This window comes from Spirochaetota bacterium, from assembly GCA_017999915.1.
Classification (GTDB): domain Bacteria; phylum Spirochaetota; class UBA4802; order UBA4802; family UBA5550; genus RBG-16-49-21.
The window spans coordinates 1-18,095 of record JAGNKX010000019.1; the positions used below are offsets into that span (position 1 = coordinate 1).

At 55.1% G+C, this 18,095-nt stretch carries 19 protein-coding genes; 14 read left to right on the forward strand and 5 right to left on the reverse strand.

From position 1 onward, the window contains the following. The 6 genes from KA369_21370 to KA369_21395 all read left to right on the forward strand — a co-directional run. Positions 1-128, forward strand: a 128-nt coding sequence (locus KA369_21370) for an acyl-CoA dehydrogenase (protein MBP7738539.1), incomplete at its 5' end; no start/stop codon positions are given. A 93-nt stretch (positions 129-221) separates the two neighbouring features. Continuing rightward, positions 222-656: a MaoC family dehydratase gene (locus KA369_21375; GenBank protein ID MBP7738540.1), complete on the forward strand. Its 435-nt coding sequence runs from the start codon at positions 222-224 to the stop codon at positions 654-656. Between the two features lie 411 nt (positions 657-1,067). Next, positions 1,068-1,607 (forward strand): helix-turn-helix transcriptional regulator, encoded by a 540-nt coding sequence (locus KA369_21380; GenBank protein ID MBP7738541.1) that lies wholly within the window; start codon positions 1,068-1,070, stop codon positions 1,605-1,607. A gap of 51 nt (positions 1,608-1,658) precedes the next feature. Beyond that, positions 1,659-3,095, forward strand: coding sequence for a thiolase domain-containing protein (locus KA369_21385; protein MBP7738542.1), 1,437 nt, complete (start codon positions 1,659-1,661; stop codon positions 3,093-3,095). 13 nt (positions 3,096-3,108) lie between these two features. Further along, positions 3,109-3,699 carry a hypothetical protein gene (locus KA369_21390; protein MBP7738543.1) on the forward strand — a complete coding sequence of 197 codons (591 nt, stop codon included), beginning with the start codon at positions 3,109-3,111 and terminating at the stop codon, positions 3,697-3,699. A gap of 109 nt (positions 3,700-3,808) precedes the next feature. Next, positions 3,809-4,966 (forward strand): acyl-CoA dehydrogenase family protein, encoded by a 1,158-nt coding sequence (locus KA369_21395; GenBank protein ID MBP7738544.1) that lies wholly within the window; start codon positions 3,809-3,811, stop codon positions 4,964-4,966. Positions 4,967-5,109: 143 nt separating this feature from the next. Here the strand turns inward: KA369_21395 and KA369_21400 are convergent, their stop codons facing one another. The 5 genes from KA369_21400 to KA369_21420 form a co-directional block, all read right to left on the reverse strand. After that, on the reverse strand, positions 5,110-6,975 hold the full coding sequence (locus KA369_21400; protein MBP7738545.1) for a cation:proton antiporter: 1,866 nt from the start codon (positions 6,973-6,975) through the stop codon (positions 5,110-5,112). After that, entirely contained in the window at positions 6,972-7,583 is a 612-nt protein-coding gene (locus tag KA369_21405) for an NAD(P)H-dependent oxidoreductase (GenBank protein ID MBP7738546.1), read from the reverse strand. Before KA369_21405 ends, KA369_21400 begins: the two co-directional genes overlap by 4 nt. A 192-nt stretch (positions 7,584-7,775) precedes the next feature. Continuing rightward, positions 7,776-8,531, reverse strand: a complete 756-nt coding sequence (locus tag KA369_21410) for a hypothetical protein (protein ID MBP7738547.1) — start codon at positions 8,529-8,531, stop codon at positions 7,776-7,778. A 217-nt stretch (positions 8,532-8,748) separates the two neighbouring features. Beyond that, positions 8,749-9,438 carry a hypothetical protein gene (locus KA369_21415; GenBank protein MBP7738548.1) on the reverse strand — a complete coding sequence of 230 codons (690 nt, stop codon included), beginning with the start codon at positions 9,436-9,438 and terminating at the stop codon, positions 8,749-8,751. 392 nt (positions 9,439-9,830) lie between these two features. Further along, positions 9,831-10,505 carry a hypothetical protein gene (locus tag KA369_21420; GenBank protein MBP7738549.1) on the reverse strand — a complete coding sequence of 225 codons (675 nt, stop codon included), beginning with the start codon at positions 10,503-10,505 and terminating at the stop codon, positions 9,831-9,833. 334 nt (positions 10,506-10,839) lie between these two features. On the opposite strand from KA369_21420, the gene flgB reads away from it, so the two are divergent. From flgB to KA369_21460, 8 genes are all read left to right on the forward strand, one after another. Further along, on the forward strand, positions 10,840-11,247 hold the full coding sequence (gene flgB, locus KA369_21425; GenBank protein MBP7738550.1) for a flagellar basal body rod protein FlgB: 408 nt from the start codon (positions 10,840-10,842) through the stop codon (positions 11,245-11,247). A 16-nt stretch (positions 11,248-11,263) separates the two neighbouring features. Beyond that, positions 11,264-11,728: a flagellar basal body rod protein FlgC gene (flgC, locus tag KA369_21430; protein ID MBP7738551.1), complete on the forward strand. Its 465-nt coding sequence runs from the start codon at positions 11,264-11,266 to the stop codon at positions 11,726-11,728. Positions 11,729-11,738: 10 nt separating this feature from the next. Further along, positions 11,739-11,900, forward strand: a complete 162-nt coding sequence (locus KA369_21435; GenBank protein ID MBP7738552.1) for a hypothetical protein — start codon at positions 11,739-11,741, stop codon at positions 11,898-11,900. Then, entirely contained in the window at positions 11,900-12,229 is a 330-nt protein-coding gene (gene fliE / locus KA369_21440; protein ID MBP7738553.1) for a flagellar hook-basal body complex protein FliE, read from the forward strand. The genes KA369_21435 and fliE overlap by 1 nt, the downstream gene beginning before the upstream one ends. Positions 12,230-12,519: 290 nt before the next feature. Continuing rightward, on the forward strand, positions 12,520-14,217 hold the full coding sequence (gene fliF / locus KA369_21445; GenBank protein ID MBP7738554.1) for a flagellar M-ring protein FliF: 1,698 nt from the start codon (positions 12,520-12,522) through the stop codon (positions 14,215-14,217). Positions 14,218-14,499: 282 nt separating this feature from the next. Beyond that, positions 14,500-15,513, forward strand: a complete 1,014-nt coding sequence (gene fliG, locus KA369_21450) for a flagellar motor switch protein FliG (GenBank protein MBP7738555.1) — start codon at positions 14,500-14,502, stop codon at positions 15,511-15,513. Beyond that, a complete protein-coding gene (gene fliH, locus KA369_21455; protein MBP7738556.1) occupies positions 15,506-16,432 on the forward strand; it encodes a flagellar assembly protein FliH in 927 nt (308 codons plus the stop codon). The genes fliG and fliH overlap by 8 nt, the downstream gene beginning before the upstream one ends. A 158-nt stretch (positions 16,433-16,590) precedes the next feature. Then, a complete protein-coding gene (locus KA369_21460) occupies positions 16,591-17,991 on the forward strand; it encodes a FliI/YscN family ATPase (protein ID MBP7738557.1) in 1,401 nt (466 codons plus the stop codon). The last annotated feature ends 104 nt before the right edge of the window (positions 17,992-18,095 follow it).

Consider the following 18,095-nt stretch of genomic DNA (forward strand, 5'->3'; position numbering starts at 1 on the left):
GCTATATCAAGGAATTCCCGGTGGAGCGCCTCTACCGCGACGCGAAGCTGGGCGAGATCGGCGAGGGCACCTCGGAGATCCAGCGGGTGCTGATCGCCAAGGATCTGATCAAGAAGTACGCATCGTAGTAAGGGCGCGGCAGAAGGGGCACGGCATGCCGTGCCCCAACGGAGCCGCGCTCCAACGGAGCCGCGCTCCAACCAACTAACAAGGAGACACACATGGAATACGAACTCGGTAAATCATACGACGAAATCAACGTAGGGGACAAGGCGTCTTTTTCAAAGACCATCACGGAGACCGACATCGCGCTGTTCGCGGCCATAACCGGCGACTTCAACCCGATGCACATGAACGAGGAGTTTGCGAAGAAGACCCCGTTCAAGACACGGATAGCCCATGGCGGCCTGCCCCACGGCCTTATCGCGCCGGTCTGGGGAACGAAGCTTCCGGGCCTGGGCACCATAGCCCTGGAGATCAAGACCCGCTTCAAGGCTCCCACCTATCCGGGTGATACGATAACCGCTTCGACCGAGGTTATCGAGAAGCTCGAGGAGAGGAAGTGGCTCAGGATGAAGCTGACCTGGACGAACCAGAAAGGCGAGATCGTGGGGACCGGCGAAGGCTTGGTGATGCCGCCCCCGAAATTGAAGTAATTTGAGTATATTCACACTGAAGGCGCGGTTTCGAAACCGCGCCTTCAGTGTTTGTTTTCCTCATTTTAATCCCACCACAGCAAAATCCTCAAATCTGAGGACAATTCCTTTTTTTGTTCAAATTAAATCATACAAAAGAATCAATAAGTAATATATTTTTTAATAATTATTCCACATTTTGCTTGACTTGTTTTGTTAATATTTATTATTGGTAAATATTAACAATATATAAATAATTCTTATTGGTAAATATTTATTATTTATTAAAGTTAAGTAACTTATTAATAATTGTTAACTCTATTCCTCCTCCGCATAGGGGAGCGGGGGAATAATTAGCGCAAAGTATAATTTTAAAACAATGATCATTTTGCTCTATCGCATGAGAATGCTATAGCACTGTAGGAATATACGATGAACCTTGGCTCTATTCTTAGAAAACACAGAAAAGAACAGAAATTGACCATGAAGGAAGTGGCGGAAAAGGCCCATATTTCCGAGGGCTTTTTGAGCCAGATAGAAAATAATGTAAACACTCCTTCAGTCGATACACTGATGAATATATGCAGCGCCATGGGAGTCAATGCCGGCGATATCCTGAACCAGGTGGAACGTCAGGTCAAGTTTGTGGTGATACACAAAAGCGACTGGAGTGATATCGACGTGCCCCAGTCCGGATTCGCGACAAAGAGGTTTTTTCCGCCGGACAGCCGTACCGTCATAGATACGGCCATCCTCGTCATAAACCAGGGGAAGACGATCCCGGTGAGAAAGAACATCAGGAACAGCCAGGAGCTCCTGAGCGTCCTCAAGGGTAAAGTCGAGCTGGAGCTCGGCGACGAGAAGATCATGCTCTCGGAAGGGGATTCGATCCATTACTGGTCCATACCGGGTAAGGAGATGATCTTCGGGAAAAGCCCGACCTCGGTTGTCGTTTGGGTGGGAACCATATAAAGGCATCACATAAAAGATTATATAAAGATTTTAAAAAGAGGTGTTTCGTTTATGATTAAATTCAGTGACAAACAATTGGCAACTCCGAAACTGATGAGGCCGGTGTACCTTGTTACAGCCGGACAGTCAAAGTTCGACAGGGCCTTTCCGGAGAAGAGAACGGAAGAGCTCTGCGTCGATGCCCTGGTTCAGGCGGCAGAGATGATCAATATGTCCCCGGCTGAACTGAAGAGCTATATCCACACATGCTATTACGGCCACTTTGCCGATCACTTCGGCGATCAGCTTCTCGGCGAATCCGTCATTCATGACCGGCTCGGCCTGGACCCACTGGGAAACGTCGGCGTGAAAACCGGCGGCGCGACCGGTGGCTCGACCCTATGGGAAGGCCTGAAGGCAGTAGCGTCCGGATACTCCAACTGCGTGCTCTGCATGGGCTGGGAGCGGATGGACGAAGTCCCCACGGACGAAGGAAACTTCTACATTTCCTGCGCTGCCGACAAGGACTGGGAAGGTCCCCTGGGGCACATCTACACCGGGTACTATGCGGTCATGGCGCAGAAATACTGGCAGGTTTTCGGCAAGGAACAGGATTCCTTCCGGAAGACCATGGCGGAGATCGCGGTCAAGCACCACGGCTATGCGCGCATGAATCCCTACGCGCACGCCCCGATGAAGATCACTGTGGAAGACGTCCTCAAGTCACCGGTGGTGGCATATCCCCTGCGCGCCCTTGACTGCTGCGTCATGAGCGTCGGCGCGGCCTGCGGCATCCTGTGTGATGAAGAGACAGCGATGAAGTTGTCCAAGAATTCACCCCACAAGCCGCTCCGGATATGGGTCACCGCTGGTTCTCACACCCTTCGTCCCGCGGACCGGCGCGACATGGAGATCCCGCTCCTGCCGAACGAGAGCAAGGACCAGTACAAGAACTTCGCGAAGGAGTTCCCCGGCGGCGAGCGCTATCCTGGCTTCACCGGCTTCCTCGCGGCCCGCATGGCCGCCTATTACGCCTACAACCAGGTCGGTATCAAGGACCCGACCGAGGACCTCGACGTCATCGAGCTCCACGACGCCTTCACCATCAGCGATATACAGACTTATGAAGACATCGGACTGCGTCCCTACGGCCATGGCCGCGACTATGTCGAGTCGGGAGACTGCTATCACACGAATCCGAAGACCGGTAAGCCGGGCAAGCTGCCCTCGAACCTTTCCGGCGGACTCATCGGATGCATGCACTCGGTCGGCGCGACCGGCATCATGCAGGTATTCGAAATCGCGTGCCACATCTGGAACAGATGGGCCGAGATCCATGGAGACGAGAAGCGGTGGAAGGCCTTCGGCCGCCAGAAGCCGTCGGATTGGACCGACCTCCAGGTAAAGGGCGCCAAGCGGGCCCTGGCCATCAGCCACGCCGGCGTCGGTTCGCACGTAACATGTACGATCCTGCAGGATCCGGACAATCTCATTAAAAAGGACGCGTAGAGGAGGAATAATTATGAGCCAGATAGGACAAGTATCCGTCAAGAACGGACAGTATAAAATCAAAGGTGACTTTCACCATCTTGAGCTGGGACAGCCGATCCGCAGCGCGGACGAAAATTGGAAGCTGGTCGGAATCACCAACCCGCGGCAGCTGACGCACATGCACTCCTATGGTGGGGAAGCGCTGTTTTTCGAGTCCCTGAGCCAGGGAAAACTGATGGCGACCCGGTGCGACAATCCCAAGTGCGAAACCAAAGGTTCCATCTACCAGCCCTTCAGGATCCACTGCCCGGATTGCCTGGCGAAGATGACGCCGATCGACATGACCGACATAGCGAAGAAAACCGCGAAAGTCCACACCTTCATGGTGTGCGAGCGCTCCGGGGCCTTCAACTTCCTGGACAAGCCGATCAAGTTCATCAACATCGAATTCGAGGGAGTCGTAACGATCCTGATGAGCTACCTAGCGGTGGGCGAACCGAAGATGGGGATGAAGGTCGTTCCCTGCTTCAAACGCCAGGACCCCACTTTTACGATTCTCGATCTCTGCTTTGTTCCCGAAGGGACGAAGGCGGATCAATTGCCGAGAGGTTTTTCTTTCTAACGACGAGACCTCCATTCCCCATAGGGGGGAAGTGAGCGTGGTGCCCCGGGCTTCCGCAAGGAAGCCCGGGGAAACCTTATTTTAAGATGGGAATAGTTGGAGGATAACAATGGATTTTTGGTTGAACGATGAACAAAAAATGCTCCGTTACAATGTCAGGGAATTTGCCGAGAAGGAGATTAAACCCAAGGCGCAGGAGCTTGATGAGAAAGAGGAATTCTCATATGATATAACGAAGAAAATGGCAGAGCTGGGCCTCTTCGGGATCTATGTCCCTGATAAATGGGGCGGCGCCGGCATGGATTACCTGTCATATTGCGTGGCCGTCGAGGAGATATGCCGCATAGACGGATCTCACGGCGCGACAGTTGCAGCGGCCAACTCTCTCGGCATCGGCCCGATTTATTATTATGGCAGCGACAAGCAGAAAGAAGAGTGGCTCCCCAGGCTTTGCAAGGGAGAGATACTGGCTTCCTTTGGCCTTACCGAGCCTGAAGCCGGGTCCGATGCAGGCGCCAGCAAGACCAACGCTAAGCTCGATAAGGGAGAGTGGGTCATCAATGGGAGCAAAATATTTATAACAAACTCTACCAATAAGATGGCGGGAATATGCACGGTCCAGGCCATTACCGGGAAAAAGTCGGATGGAAAGAACGAGGTCTCCTGCATCCTGGTGCCCAACGGAACGAAGGGTTACACCCAGAAAAAAATGACGAAAAAAATGATGTGGCGCGCCTCGGACACGGGGGAGCTCTATTTCGACGACTGCCGTGTTCCCGAGGAAAACCTTCTGGGCAAGAGGGGCGAAGGATTCCACCAGATGCTCCAGACCCTGGACAACGGGCGCCTGGCCATCGCGGCCATGGGACTGGGCGGGGCCCAGGGGGCCTATGAGCTTGCCATGAAGTACGCGAAGGAGCGGAAACAGTTCGGCAAGCCCATATCCACCTTCCAGGTCAATGCCTTCAAGCTGGCCGATATGGCAACGGAGATAGAGGCTGCCCGCAATCTCCTATACAAGGCCTGCTACCTGAAAGACCAGAAAAAACCGTTCGGCAAGGAAGCGGCCATGGCGAAACTGTATTGCTCAGAGGTGATGGGCAGGGTCGTGGACGAGGCGGTGCAGCTCCATGGCGGATACGGACTTATGAAGGAATACAATATCGAGCGCTTTTACCGCGATTACAAGCTCCTCACCATCGGCGAGGGCACGTCGGAAGTTCAGCGCATCGTTATTTCGCGGAAGATAGGATGCTATGACGATTAAACAGGGGATAGGGTCCCGTGACCCTTTCCGCTGTTGTAGTTGTTTGGATACTTAAAGCTAAAATGAACCTCTTTTACAGGTATGGCGCGCTTGTCGCGCCATATTTTTTTTCCGCCCGGCCGGGCACCATTGGGCGAAGCCAGCTACTGTTTGCTATTTTTGCTCGGTCCCGTTTCCCAGGCGTGGTCATTGATGGCGGGGTTCGCTTCCCTGTCGTTGGTCAGCAACTGCTCCTGTAACCGGATCTGCTCCCTCGCGTTTGAAATGTAAGTCGTTTTGTCATGGCAGTGGGGTGCCAGGATGATGATCGACGCCTCGTCGTATTTGATGAAGTTCTGCCCGGCCCTTACGGCGCTGTATCTTCTGTGCCCCAGCTTCACCAGGGCGTCGACGCCGAGGCGCACGGCGGTATCCAGGTAATCGCGGTACACGCCGTCGACGCAGGACTCGACCAGTTCATAGGCGTCCTGGCGGTTTTTTACCCTGGCCATGACGGACAGGCCGGGAAAATGCTTACGGATGCTGTCTATCAGGGCGGAATTCGATTCATGGTCCGTCAGGGTGGTTATGAACATGTCTGCGTCTTCGGCGCCTGCCGATTTCAGTATGTCAAGCCGTGTCGCGTCACCGTAAAATACCCTGAATCCCATCTTCCGGAGAAGATCCACGCGGTCCGAATCGTTATCGAGGATGGTCGCGTCAACGCCGTTCGCCCTGAGAAAGCGGCCCACGGTGCTTCCGAAATCGCCGAATCCGGCAATGATGACCCTGTGCCGGGCGTCTATCGCGTCTGGCTGCTTCGCTTCCCTCTCGGGGGTGCCAAACCAGGGAAGGATGAAGCGCTCGCCGGCGAAGAGGAGCAGGGGTGTGACGGTCATGGTCATCGCCGTCACGGCCATCATTATTTCGGTCCAGTCCCGGGGAAGTATGTTCAGCTGGCCCATGAAGGAGAAGAGGACGAAGGCGAACTCGCCTATCTGTGAAAGACCCAGGGTAAAGATGAGATTCTGGTCCAGGGAGAGCCTGAATATCCTGCCGGCGGCGAAGAGCACCAGGGCCTTTATGAGGACGGCGGCGCCGACGAGGGTGAAGATCAGGGCCGGAGACCCTGTTATGAGCCCGAAATTGATGGAGGCCCCCACCGATATGAAGAAGAGACCCAGCAGGAGGCCCTTGAAGGGCTCGATGTCGCTTTCCAGCTCATGGCGGAACTCGCTGTTGGCGAGGACCACCCCGGCGAGGAACGTGCCGAGGGCGGGGCTGAGTCCCACCAGGTTCATGAGAAAGGCGGTGGCGACGACAATCAGGAGCGCGGAGGCGGTGAATATCTCCCTCAGGTGAGCCCTGGCGATGAGGCGGAGAAGGGGGACTATCACATAACGGCCGCCGAGGACCACCAGGGCTCCCGCCCCGAGGACCGCCGTCGTCTGGAGCCAGCCGGGGAGGCCTTCGAGTACCGATCCGTTGTGTCCCGCCCCATTGCCGGCCGGTGACACGGCAAGAAGGGGCAGCAGCGCGAGGATGGGTATGACGGACATGTCCTGGAAGAGCAGCACGGAAAAGGAGCTTCTGCCGGCGCTGGTTTCGGAGAGGCCTTTTTCTTTCAGGGACTGGAGGACGATGGCGGTCGACGACATGGAAACGGCCAATCCCGCGGCGATAGCCGGTTTCAGGTCGAATCCGGCCAGGATAAGTCCGGCCGCCGCCAGCGCCGCGGTGGCCATGACCTGGATGGTGCCCATCCCGACGATAATATTGCGCATGCGCCAGAAATGGGAAGGCTCCAGCTCGAGGCCGATCAGGAACAGCATCATGACGACGCCGAATTCCGCGAAGTGAAGCACGTCCTGGCGCTCAGTGCCGACAAAGCCGAGGAAGAAGGGGCCGATGATCATCCCGGCTATGAGGTAGCCGAGGACGGACCCCATGCCGAGCCGCTTCGCCACCGGCACAAAGATGATGGCGGCGGTGAGATATATGAGAGCCTGTGGAAGAAATCCCTGTGTCATGTTCGTTCTTCTCCCCGTTGTGAGGCGATGAGATCGTTGAGATAGTCGCAGCCGGACAGCTCTTCCGGGCTGAATGCCCCGGCGGAAAGGCCTTCGAGAAGCGTACTATAATCGGCGGCTGCGGAGGCAAGCTCTTCCGCCGTAATGCGGTAGGTCCCCTGAACGGTGAACGGCGGCAGGTAGGTCATGTTGCAGAGGAGGGACGTCTGCTCAAAGGGGATGAGCAGTTCCCTGAGGGTAAATCCGCCCGAGCCAGCCTTCCGGAAGGTCTGGCGGGAGGCGCCCGAGGTCACCACGTTGAACGACACTTTTCCCCGCAGGCGCGTGCCGTCGGGGCCGTGGGCCCAGCCGAATTCGAGGACCATGTCTATCCATTGCTTGATGATGGGCGGGGCGCTGTACATGTACAGGGGGTGGTGCCAGATCACGATGTCGTGTTCCATAAGCAGGCTTTTTTCAGCCTCGATGTCGATATTAAAGTCCGGGTACAGCTCGTACAGGTCCCTGATGGTGATGAAGCTTTTCCCCTTCAGGGGAGCGAGGAGAGCCCTGCTTATCCGTGATTTTTCAAATCGGGGATGGGCGAAAAGCAGCAGAATCCGTTTCATTGTTTTAGCAAAAGGGATGGAGTGTCACGGCGTCAAACATTTTTTCCACCGGCGCCGATGGCGGCGTCCATTCCTCAATCTCGCTGATATGCCGGATGGAATGGTATCTCATGTTCCTGTCAGCCATTGCCGATTACTATCGGCGCCGGGTTGCACACTGGCACCGATAGTATCATTTCACTTCTATTATTGCTACTGATACGTGTCTGAAAACCTGATCATGAAGGAGAAGGATCCGTATCCCTCAACACCGTGCTCCGTGAGCCTGTTACCCTTGAACCTGTTGAAGGCTATGTAGGGGACCAGGGGATTGTAAAGCTCCCTGTCCTGAGTCCCCGTGTTATAGCCGTAGGTGACGCCGGCTTCAAGTCCCACGGTCACGTAGTCGCCCAGGTTAAGGTTCACGCCGAAGGCAAGGCCCGCATCGGCTCCGAATATGCCGTATTTGGTCCGCTCCTTGAAGGTGCCGAAGGTGAAGTAGGGAGACGGCGGTATTCCAGTGGCGGCCACATAGGCTGATCCGGGAAGGTCGGTGCCGATGAACCACCGGTCGGCGCTTCCCCTGCGGTAGCTGAAGCCTATCTGCGGACCGATCCAGAATTTGACGTAGTCGTTCTTGACGGCCGCAAAGGCGAAGGTGTGGCTCATGTAAAAGCCGGTGTAGTCGATCCGTGAAAGAAAATCGGCCTTGGCCATGGCGCCGCCAAGCTTCAGTCTATAGCTGAAATCGCTGTCGCAGGCCGCGCAGGTGTCGAATATCAAACCGGCCCTGAACCCGTAGTTGGCGAGCTTGCCGCCGGTGTCCTCAAGGGACCTGCTCTTGACCTTCCGGTACGATTCGCCGCCGGCGGCTTCAATGTAGGCGCCAATGCCCAGGGCGAAAGCCGATGACGCGGCCAGGACCAACATCACACCAGCCAGAATGGAAATCATGCGTTTTTTTACCATAGTAAATCCTCCACTTTCATGGTAATAATTTGATCGCTGGGAAGGATATGAGTTCTCATTTTTTTGAAAAAGGTGTTTTGTAACTCCACGACCCTATTTTTATAGGCGGATTAAATGCCTGATTGAGGGGCATGTAAAGTAAAAAAGCAGGCATGGTGGCCACGCCTGCTTGCTTATGCGAATATGCGCCTGGAGGCGGTACAACCAGATGCTAACCCTATTGCAGCTTGATGTCAGCAGGCTTTGACGCCTGGCCGTAGGTATCGTTGATGCGGAACATAACACCGACCTTTGCATCGAAACCGAATCCGTGTCCGTTATTGGTGACATGGACATTGTAGTTCCCCATGTATCCGAAACCAAGGTCAATGAAGATAGTCGCGATTTTCCCGATGTTGAAATTGACTCCAAAAGCAAGGAGAAGGTCAAAACCGATATAGTCCAGTTTGACAGTGACTTTATAAGGATATGCCATTGGTGGGATCAGGTTTATTCTGATTGACGTATAGGAATCCCTGTAGTTCAGATAATGAAGCCCGATCCTGGGCCCGGCCCAGAACCTTATGAGATCGGTTCTCACCATTCCGAATCCGAAGGTGTGCGACATGCTTACGCGGTGTACCGGCTCGCCTAAGTTGTCAGTTTTCTCGTGTTTACGCCTGTATTGCTCATATCCGACAGTGAGCCGATAATTGAAAAGTTCATTTTTCGCAGCGTTCGTATCAAAAACCGCACCGCATCCATAGATGACGTCCGTGGTCTTTACCGTTTCGGTCCTATCCTCATAATCCCATGTTGAAAGATTTATACCCCCCGTGCCATAGACGCCGATTGCGGCGGCCTGTGCCGATTGCGCAACGGCCAGTATCGCTGCGCACAGGCCGATAGAAAAAAGAATCTTCTTCATTGATAATCCTCCATTTTGCATGCCTTTAAGTTGATTGCGGGTGTTGATGTTAATCCGATAATAAATTTTTCGTATAACGTACCGGCAGCTATCGTGTGTCAATTATTTATATTTTTTTTTATATATTAAAGTTGTTGCAGATCTGAATCTTTTAATCGGGGTTAAGGGGTGAAACCCCTTAAAAGCCCCCCGCAGGGGCTATCCTGCGAGCGCGAGACGCAGTTTCGCAACAAGTCTATTATTCAGGATATTTCCAGATCATTTTTCAAGAAAGCGTGTTATTGGGCATTCCGGGGAGGTGCTCCATGAAAAAGCAGGCATGGAATTTCATGCCTGACTGCGTAATTATCTGAATTGCCAATAATTATCCGATGAACGATATGCGTCGCCGCCTATTGAATGTCCTTGACGCGCACAACGTAGGAATCATTGAAGCGGTACATGTAGCCCATGGTGGCGAATCCTTCAAAGCCGGAAAAGGACACCGTCCCCTTTTTGCTTCCCAGCATGACCCCGTAATTAATGCCGAATTCGAAGGTTATCGTCGATACATCCCCAAGGTTGAAGTTGAACCCGAGGAACACCAGTCCAAGATCGAAGCGGATGAGATCCAGACGCACCCGTTTGGTTTTTGGTAAAAACACGATATTTGCTCCCAGCAAATAATCTTCCGGTTTCATCGTGTAGGGAGTGCTTGCCTCGCCGCCCAGGTAGTACATGCCGAGCCTGGGTCCGAAAAAGAATCGCGCCTCGTCACCCCGAAAGTTGACCGGGGAGAGGCCAAGGGTGTGGGTCATGCCTACCTTGTCGAGCTGCGGTTTTCCTGACATCATTTTCCCGCCGCCGAACTTGAAGCGGTAATTAAAAATCTTGTTTTGAGCGGCGGCCGTATCGAGAATGATGCCGCCCGTGGGGATGACATCGGCACCGGCGCCGCTTGAGTAGCTTCCCCAGGAGGTTTGGCCGATCCCCATGTCGAAATACCCGCCCAATCCTATGGCCATGGCCGATGTCGTGATAAACAGAGTGGTGAGACAGATCAAGAAAGACAGTATGATGCTCTTCAATGTGAACCTCCATTGGAATGGATTCATTGCCGGTGAATCCTACCGTATGACTGAATGTTATATGCACCCCCCCCGGGGTCCATGCGACGCTTTATGGAATGCGAGATCTGACATAACTGGCTATACCCGCCGTTTCCCGCGTCAACCACTATACTATTTTTGTCGGAATGTCATATAATTTGTCAAAGACTATTAATGAAAATGATGAAAATGAAAAATAAATTATGTCCCGTGGCAAAAAATGCTTAAAGTATTTCAGAATTAGCCGATCAGAATAACAGGGACAAAATCTGCTTTTATAAAGGAACCGGACATGTTTGAACATAGCAAGATGATGACGACCAATTACCTTCTTGAAAAGGGCCTCTATATCGAATCGCTCCGGAGGAAGGTGATCGCCAACAATATGGCCAATGTCGATGTGCCCCACTTCAAGAGGAGCGAGGTCAATTTCGAGAGCGAGCTGAAGAGGGCCATTATGGACCGGGAAGAGAAGGAGAACAAGCTGCCCGCCCTCATGAATGACGATCGGCATATCCCCTTTTTCGTGCCCCGGGACGTCACGACCGTGAAGCCCCGCATAAACCTTGATTACAACAGCACCTCGCGGAATGACGGCAATAACGTTGACCCGGAAAAAGAGATGGTCGACGCCGCGAAGAACCTGATGCGCTATAACGCTTTTACGACGAACCTGAACCACAACTTCAGGATGCTCAAATCGGTCATGAGACCGGCGTAGGACAAGGAGATAATCGATGGGAATGTTCGACAGCTTTAACATATCCTCCACGGGGCTTACTGCGCAGCGGCTCCGCATGGACCTTATCAGCAACAACATCGCCAACGCCAATACCACGCGGACCCCCGAGGGAGGGCCCTACGTCCGCAAGCGGGCCATATTCGCGCCGGTGAACATCAGGCCCAATTACAAATCGCCCCTGGTGCCGGAGCGGATCGAGCACGGCATGGGGAAGGGCGTTCGGGTCGTTAAGATCGAGAATGACAAGGCGCCCTTCAGGCTGGTCTACGATCCGACCCATCCCGACGCCATCAAGACCGGACCCAAGACCGGGTACGTGGAAATGCCGAACATAAACATCGTAACCGAGATGACGGACCTGATATCCGCATCGCGCTCCTACGAGGCAAACGTGCAGATGATAAACAACGAGAAAGCAATGTTCAACAAGGCCCTTGAGATCGGACGGGGCGGAGTATAGGAGGTAGGCAATGTACCGGGAATTAGCGACCAACACTGAGATTCACGTTTCGCATAACATGTCGAAGCGCTTCCAGCTCAAGCGCGGGGACCGGATCTGGGGCCATGTCGACGATCTGAATCTCAACTCGAAGATCGAGCTGCGGTATGACACGGTAAAAGGAGTGCAATAATGAACACCATCAATGACGGACCCGTCGGCCACATTGTGAACATGAAGACCACGAACCCCCTTCACTATGACAACCGGGAAAAGCGCGAACCGGCGCTGGACGACGTTTCAACGTCCTTCGCGGATTCCCTCATGAAGGCCGTAGGCAAGGTCAACGATCTGCAGGTCAACTCCGAAGACCTTGCCGAGAAGATGATCCATTCGCCGGAATCGGTCGATATCCACACGGTGATGATCGCCACCCAGAAAGCTGAGGTGGCTCTCTCCTTTGCAAAGGCCGTCCGGGACGAGGCCATCAGGGCCTACCGCGAATTGATTAATCTGAGATAATGAAAATTACCCCCCTTCCTTGAGGGGAGGGGGGTAATTGATAATCGATTGCCTCTGCCTCCAGGTTGAATGAATACAGATCATTTTTTTGGGGTAAGGGGCGAAGCCCTTTGAAAACAAGAAACCGAATCAATTAATTTTTATGTATATTTTTATTGATATTTTTAGAAAAATTAATTGACATTTTTTTTTGTCCTGATAAGGTGTATTATGTCTCATTGCGCATTGACGAGTCGCGAATATCCGTAACGATTGCCGTTCCCCCATGGCGATCAGAGGAGGAACATTAAATGGAATTCCTAAAAAAATTGTTCGGCCAGATGAAGGAAATATTCAACAAGCTGGATCGGACCAAGAAAATAATCATCGGCGTCGTGACCGGCGTGGTCGTGGTCGCCTTTATCGTGCTCTTCTCCGTGTCGAGCGGGCAGCCCAACGTGGTGCTCTTCTCGGAGCTCTCGGCCGATGACTTCGGCCAGGTGACGAAGAAGCTGGACGAGATGGGCTACCATTATCAGGCCTCGGGGCAGACCAACATCATGGTGAAGCCCACCGATCGCGAGCTGATCCTCACCAAGCTGGCCCAGGAAAAGATGATTCCCAAGGGCATTCCGGGTTGGAAGCTCTTTGACATGACCAAGTGGACCGAGACGGAGCGGGAGCTTGACGTAAAATACATGAGGGCGGTGCGTGACGAGATCAAGCGCCACATCGAGTCCCTCGCCAGTATCGATAAGGCCGACGTGGATATCGCCATCACCGAGGACAGCATATACTCGGAGACCGAATCTCCCTATACGGCCGCCGTTACGGTGCACCTCAAGTCGGGCTATGAAAAGCTTTCCAAGAAGGAGATCAAGGGGATCATATACCTGGTATCCCGCGGCGTGGGACCCAGGCTGAAGCCGGAAAATATTACGGTGACCGACGAGACCGGGGCGATCATATCGGATTTTGACGACGAGCTCGACAAGGCCAAGACCGAGTATACCATCCTCGAATACCGCCACAAGCTGGAAGAGCGCGCCCGCGTGAGAATGCTCAAGGACATACGGGCCGGCCTGGAGCGGATCTATTCCGAGGATCGGATCCAGATACTCCGCCTCAACATGGAATTCAACTGGGACAAGATATCGGAAGAGCAGGAAGAATATTCTCCCATCGAGCTGGAAAAGCAGGATCCATCCAAGCCGTACAACACCAGGAAGATAAAGGATTCCCTGGTCATCTCCGAAAAGTCCACCAGGGAAAAGTTCCAGGGCCATGGATGGAACCCGGAGGGACCGGCGGGTACCGAGGGGAACACACCCCCGGGGTATAAGGCCAGCGACGACCAGTTCGCCAAGTACAGCAAAAAAGAAGACATCAGGAACCATGCGGTGAACAAGACCAACCGGAAGATCGACCGGCAGCCTTTCGCTATCGAGAAGGTCTCGGTTGCCATAGCCATCGACGGTCAGCAGAACCTGCCGAAGCTTCCCAACGGTGATTTCGACCTTGACCCGACGAAAGAACCGGTCCAAACGGGGCTCACGCAGGAGGAGCTGAAAAAGGCCGAGAACATCGTCAAAAAATCGATAAACTTCAACGAGGGAAGGGGCGACCAGGTCGCGGTGGAGAACATCATGTTCGACCGGAGCAAGTACTGGGAATCCCTTCGGGCCGAGTTTAGGAAGAAAGAGCAGATCAAGAAGATACTCCTCGCCGCCCTTATCGGGGTCATCGTTCTTTTCCTCGGTTTCATCCTGTTCAGGGCTGTCACCAAGGAGCTGGAGCGCCGCCGGCGGGCCAAGGAAGAGGCCCTTGCGCTGGAGCAGCAGCGCATGAGGGAGGCCGCCCTGCGCGCGGCGGAGGAAGAGGGGATCGACGTGGAGCTTTCCCTGGAGGAGCGGGCCCGCCTGGAGCTCCAGGAGAACGCCATCAACCTGGCCCGGGAGCGCCCGGACGACGTGGCGCAGCTATTACGCACCTGGCTGGCGGAGGAGTAGTAGTGGATTGGATGGCGGGCCTATCCTCCCTCCCTTGATGGGAGGGGCCGGGGGAGGGTGATCATTATCAAACGAATCCGGGAATATTTTAATCACCCCCTCCCATCCTCCCCCATCAAGGGGGAGGTGTTTGGTAGCAACCCAATTTCTATTTGACTTTGATATATTAATAATGTTATTTATATGTATGGACCGATAATTAATATGGTAACAATCCGCCATATTAGGGATGGACGGGGTGACACCCGGGTCCACCCGGGCAACAGGATGGAGTAACCGATGCTGCAATCGAAAAAGTCACAATTGACCGGGCGCCAGAAGGCGGCTATTTTTCTCGTTTCCCTCGGTTCCGAGGTTTCGTCGGAGATATTCAAGCATCTCAGGGAAGACGAGATAGAGCAGCTTACCTTCGAGATCGCCCGCCTTGACCGCATCGAGCCGGAGGACCGGGACAAGGTCCTCCAGGAGTTCCAGGAAATGATGATGGCCCAGGAGTTCATCCAGAACGGCGGCATCGACTACGCCCGGGACGTCCTGGAGCGGGCCCTGGGAACCCAGAAGGCCATCGATATCGTGAACCGCCTCACCTCGTCGCTGCAGGTGAGGCCCTTCGATTTCATACGCCGCACCGACCCGAGCCACCTCCTTAACTTCATCCAGGGCGAGCACCCCCAGACCATCGCCCTGATCCTGGCGTACCTTGACGCGCAGAAGGCGGCATTGATACTGGGTGGCCTCCCGCACCAGATACAGGCGGACGTGGCCAAGCGGATCGCCCAGATGGACCGTACCTCGCCTGACGTTCTTCGCGAAGTAGAGCGTGTTCTCGAGCGGAAACTATCCACCCTGGCAAGCGAGGATTTCACCTCGGCCGGCGGCATCGACGCCATCGTCGAGGTCCTGAACAACGTCGACCGCGGAACGGAGAAGATCATCATCGAGGCCCTGGAAGAGGAGGACCCGGAGCTGGCGGAGGAGATCAAGAAGCGGATGTTCGTGTTCGAGGACATCGTGCTGCTTGACGACCGCTCCATCCAGAAGGTTCTCCGCGAGGTCGATACCCAGGACCTGGCCAAGGCGCTCAAGGGCGTTGACGCCGATGTGCAGGAGAAGATATACCGGAACATGTCGAAGCGGGCGTCGGCCCTTCTCCGGGAGGACATGGATTTCATGGGGCCCATCCGGCTCCGTGACGTTGAGGAATCGCAGCAGAAAATCGTTAATATAATCAGGAAGCTTGAGGAATCCGGCGATATCATAGTGGCTCGCGCCGGTGAGGAGGAGCTGGTTGTCTAAGTTAGTATTCAAGCCTGGCGAGATCCGCCAGATGAACATGCCCAAGCAGATAGAGTTGCCGTCGAAGTACCAGAAGAACCTGATCGAGACGGAGGACTTCAAGGAGTTCGAGGTCGACGACGAGGGCAACCCGATAGACGTTTACCAGGGGCCGTCCATCGAGGAGATGGAAGCCGAGCTCGAGCGCTACCGCCGGGAGACCGAGGAAGAAGTCAAGGACATGCTCGAGCAGGCCCGCGCGCGGGCCAAGCAGATAGAGGAGGAGGGCCGCCAGGCCGCGTTCAACGAGCTCCAGTCGTCGAAGGAGCAGATCAACCTGGAGATGGAGCGCCTCAAGGTCGAGTCGGAGCGCGAGATAGAGCGCGGCAAGTTCGAGGCCGAGAAGATGATCAAGGAGGCAGAGCTCAAGGTCTCCGAGATCGAGCACGAGGCGTACAAGAAAGGATACGACGCCGGCCGCGAGGAAGGTTACAAGGAAGGCCAGGCTGAGGTCATGCGCCTCATCGACCGCCTCGGCACCATCGTGTCGACCGCTGTCGACATCCGGGATGATATCATCAAGTCCTCCGAGAAGCTCATGACGGAGATGATCCTCATGATAGCGCGGAAGGTCATCAAGGACGAGATCGTGGAGCGCCGCGAGGTCGTCATCAACAATATCAAAGAAGCGATCAAGCGCGTCAAGGACCGCGACCGGATCGACATCCGGGTCAACTTCGCCGACCTGGACATGACCACGGCCCACAAGGACGAGCTGATCAAGATGATGGAATCGTTGAAGAAGGTCAATATATACGAGGATTCGCGGGTGGAGCGCGGCGGCTGCATCATCGAGACGGACGTCGGCGCCATCGACGCGAAGATCTCGACGCAGCTTGACGCGATCGAAGAAGCGATCAGGAGCACGACGGCGATATAAGCAGATGTCCCCCCTCCCTTGATGGGAGGGGCAGGGGGAGGGTGCAGGCATCCTCCCCAAAATAATGGAGCATTATGAGACATAACGCAAATATCATCACCCCCACCCCGACCCTCCCCCCTCAAGGGGGAGGGAGGCATAGATAGGCATAGTGCGGCATGATACGGATACTCCCACATGAAAAGATCGATATCCTGTCCAAGTACAAGGATATCATCGAGGACCTGGAGCTCATCAAGTGCACCGGCAAGGTGGAGCGCGTGGTGGGCCTCACCATCGAGTCGATCGGCCCCGATGTGGAATACGGGGAGCTCTGCAAGATCAGGCTCGACCGCGGCGGGTATCTCTTCGCGGAGGTCGTCGGGTTCAACAAGAACCGCGTGATCCTCATGCCCATCGGCGACATGAAGGGGATCGTGCCGGGCGCCGATGTCATAGCGGCGGGAACGGCGCTCATGGTGCCGGTGGGAGAGGAGCTTCTCGGAAGGGTCATATCAGGCGTGGGCGTTCCCCTGGACGGGAAGGGCGATATCTACACGAAGAAGCGGTACCCGGTCACCGCGGAGCCGATCAATCCCCTCGAGCGCACGGTTATTGACCGGCCCCTTTCCGTGGGGGTCAGGGCCATCGACGGCCTCAACACCGTGGGACGGGGACAGCGCATCGGCATCTTCTCCGGTTCAGGGGTCGGAAAGTCGACCCTCATCGCCATGATCTCGCGCTACACCGACGCCGATGTTAATGTGGTGGCACTCATCGGGGAGCGCGGCCGCGAGGTGAAGGATTTCGTCGAGAAGGAGCTCGGCCCGGAGGGGCTGCGCAAGTCCGTGGTGGTGGTGGCTACGTCCAATCAGCCGGCAATGATGCGCATCCGCGGCGCCTACCTGGCCCACGCCATCGCCGAGTATTTCCGGGACCAGGGGAAGCACGTCAACCTGATGATGGATTCGATCACCCGTTTCAGCATGGCCCAGCGTGAAGTGGGCATCGCCGCCGGCGAGCCGTCGTCGATGCGCGGCTATCCGCCGTCGACCTTTTCGCTCATGGCGAAGATAATGGAACGGGCCGGCACCATCGCAACCGGCGGCAGCATCACCGGTTTCTACTCAGTCCTGGTCGAGGCGGACGACATGAACGAGCCGATCGCCGACCACGCTCGGAGCATCCTGGATGGCCACATCGTGCTGGAGCGTCGCCTGGCCCACAAGGGGCATTACCCGGCCATCGACGTGCTCCAGTCCATATCCCGGTGCATGAAGGACGTGGTCACGCCGGAGCACAACGCTGCGGCCAACAAGTTCAGGGAGCTCCTGGCTGCCTACACCGAGCACGAGGACGAGATCAGCCTCGGCGCCTACGCGCGGGGATCGGTTCCGGCCGTGGACCGGGCCCTGGAGATGATGGACCAGATGAACGCGTTCCTCCGCCAGGGAATCTATGAGCAGGACTATCTGGAGGATATTAAAAAAAGACTGATAGATATGTTCGCGGAGCGCAGGGGACCGGTAAGGCCGGACATCGTGGCCAGGACCCCGGCCTTTGCGAGGATCGTGAGGTGATCTGCAAGACGCGATAACCCCTCATCCCCCGGCCCCTTCTCCCATTGAGAATTGACGAAAGGAGAAGGGGATCGAGGTGAAAGAGATGACTCGGAAACCCTCTC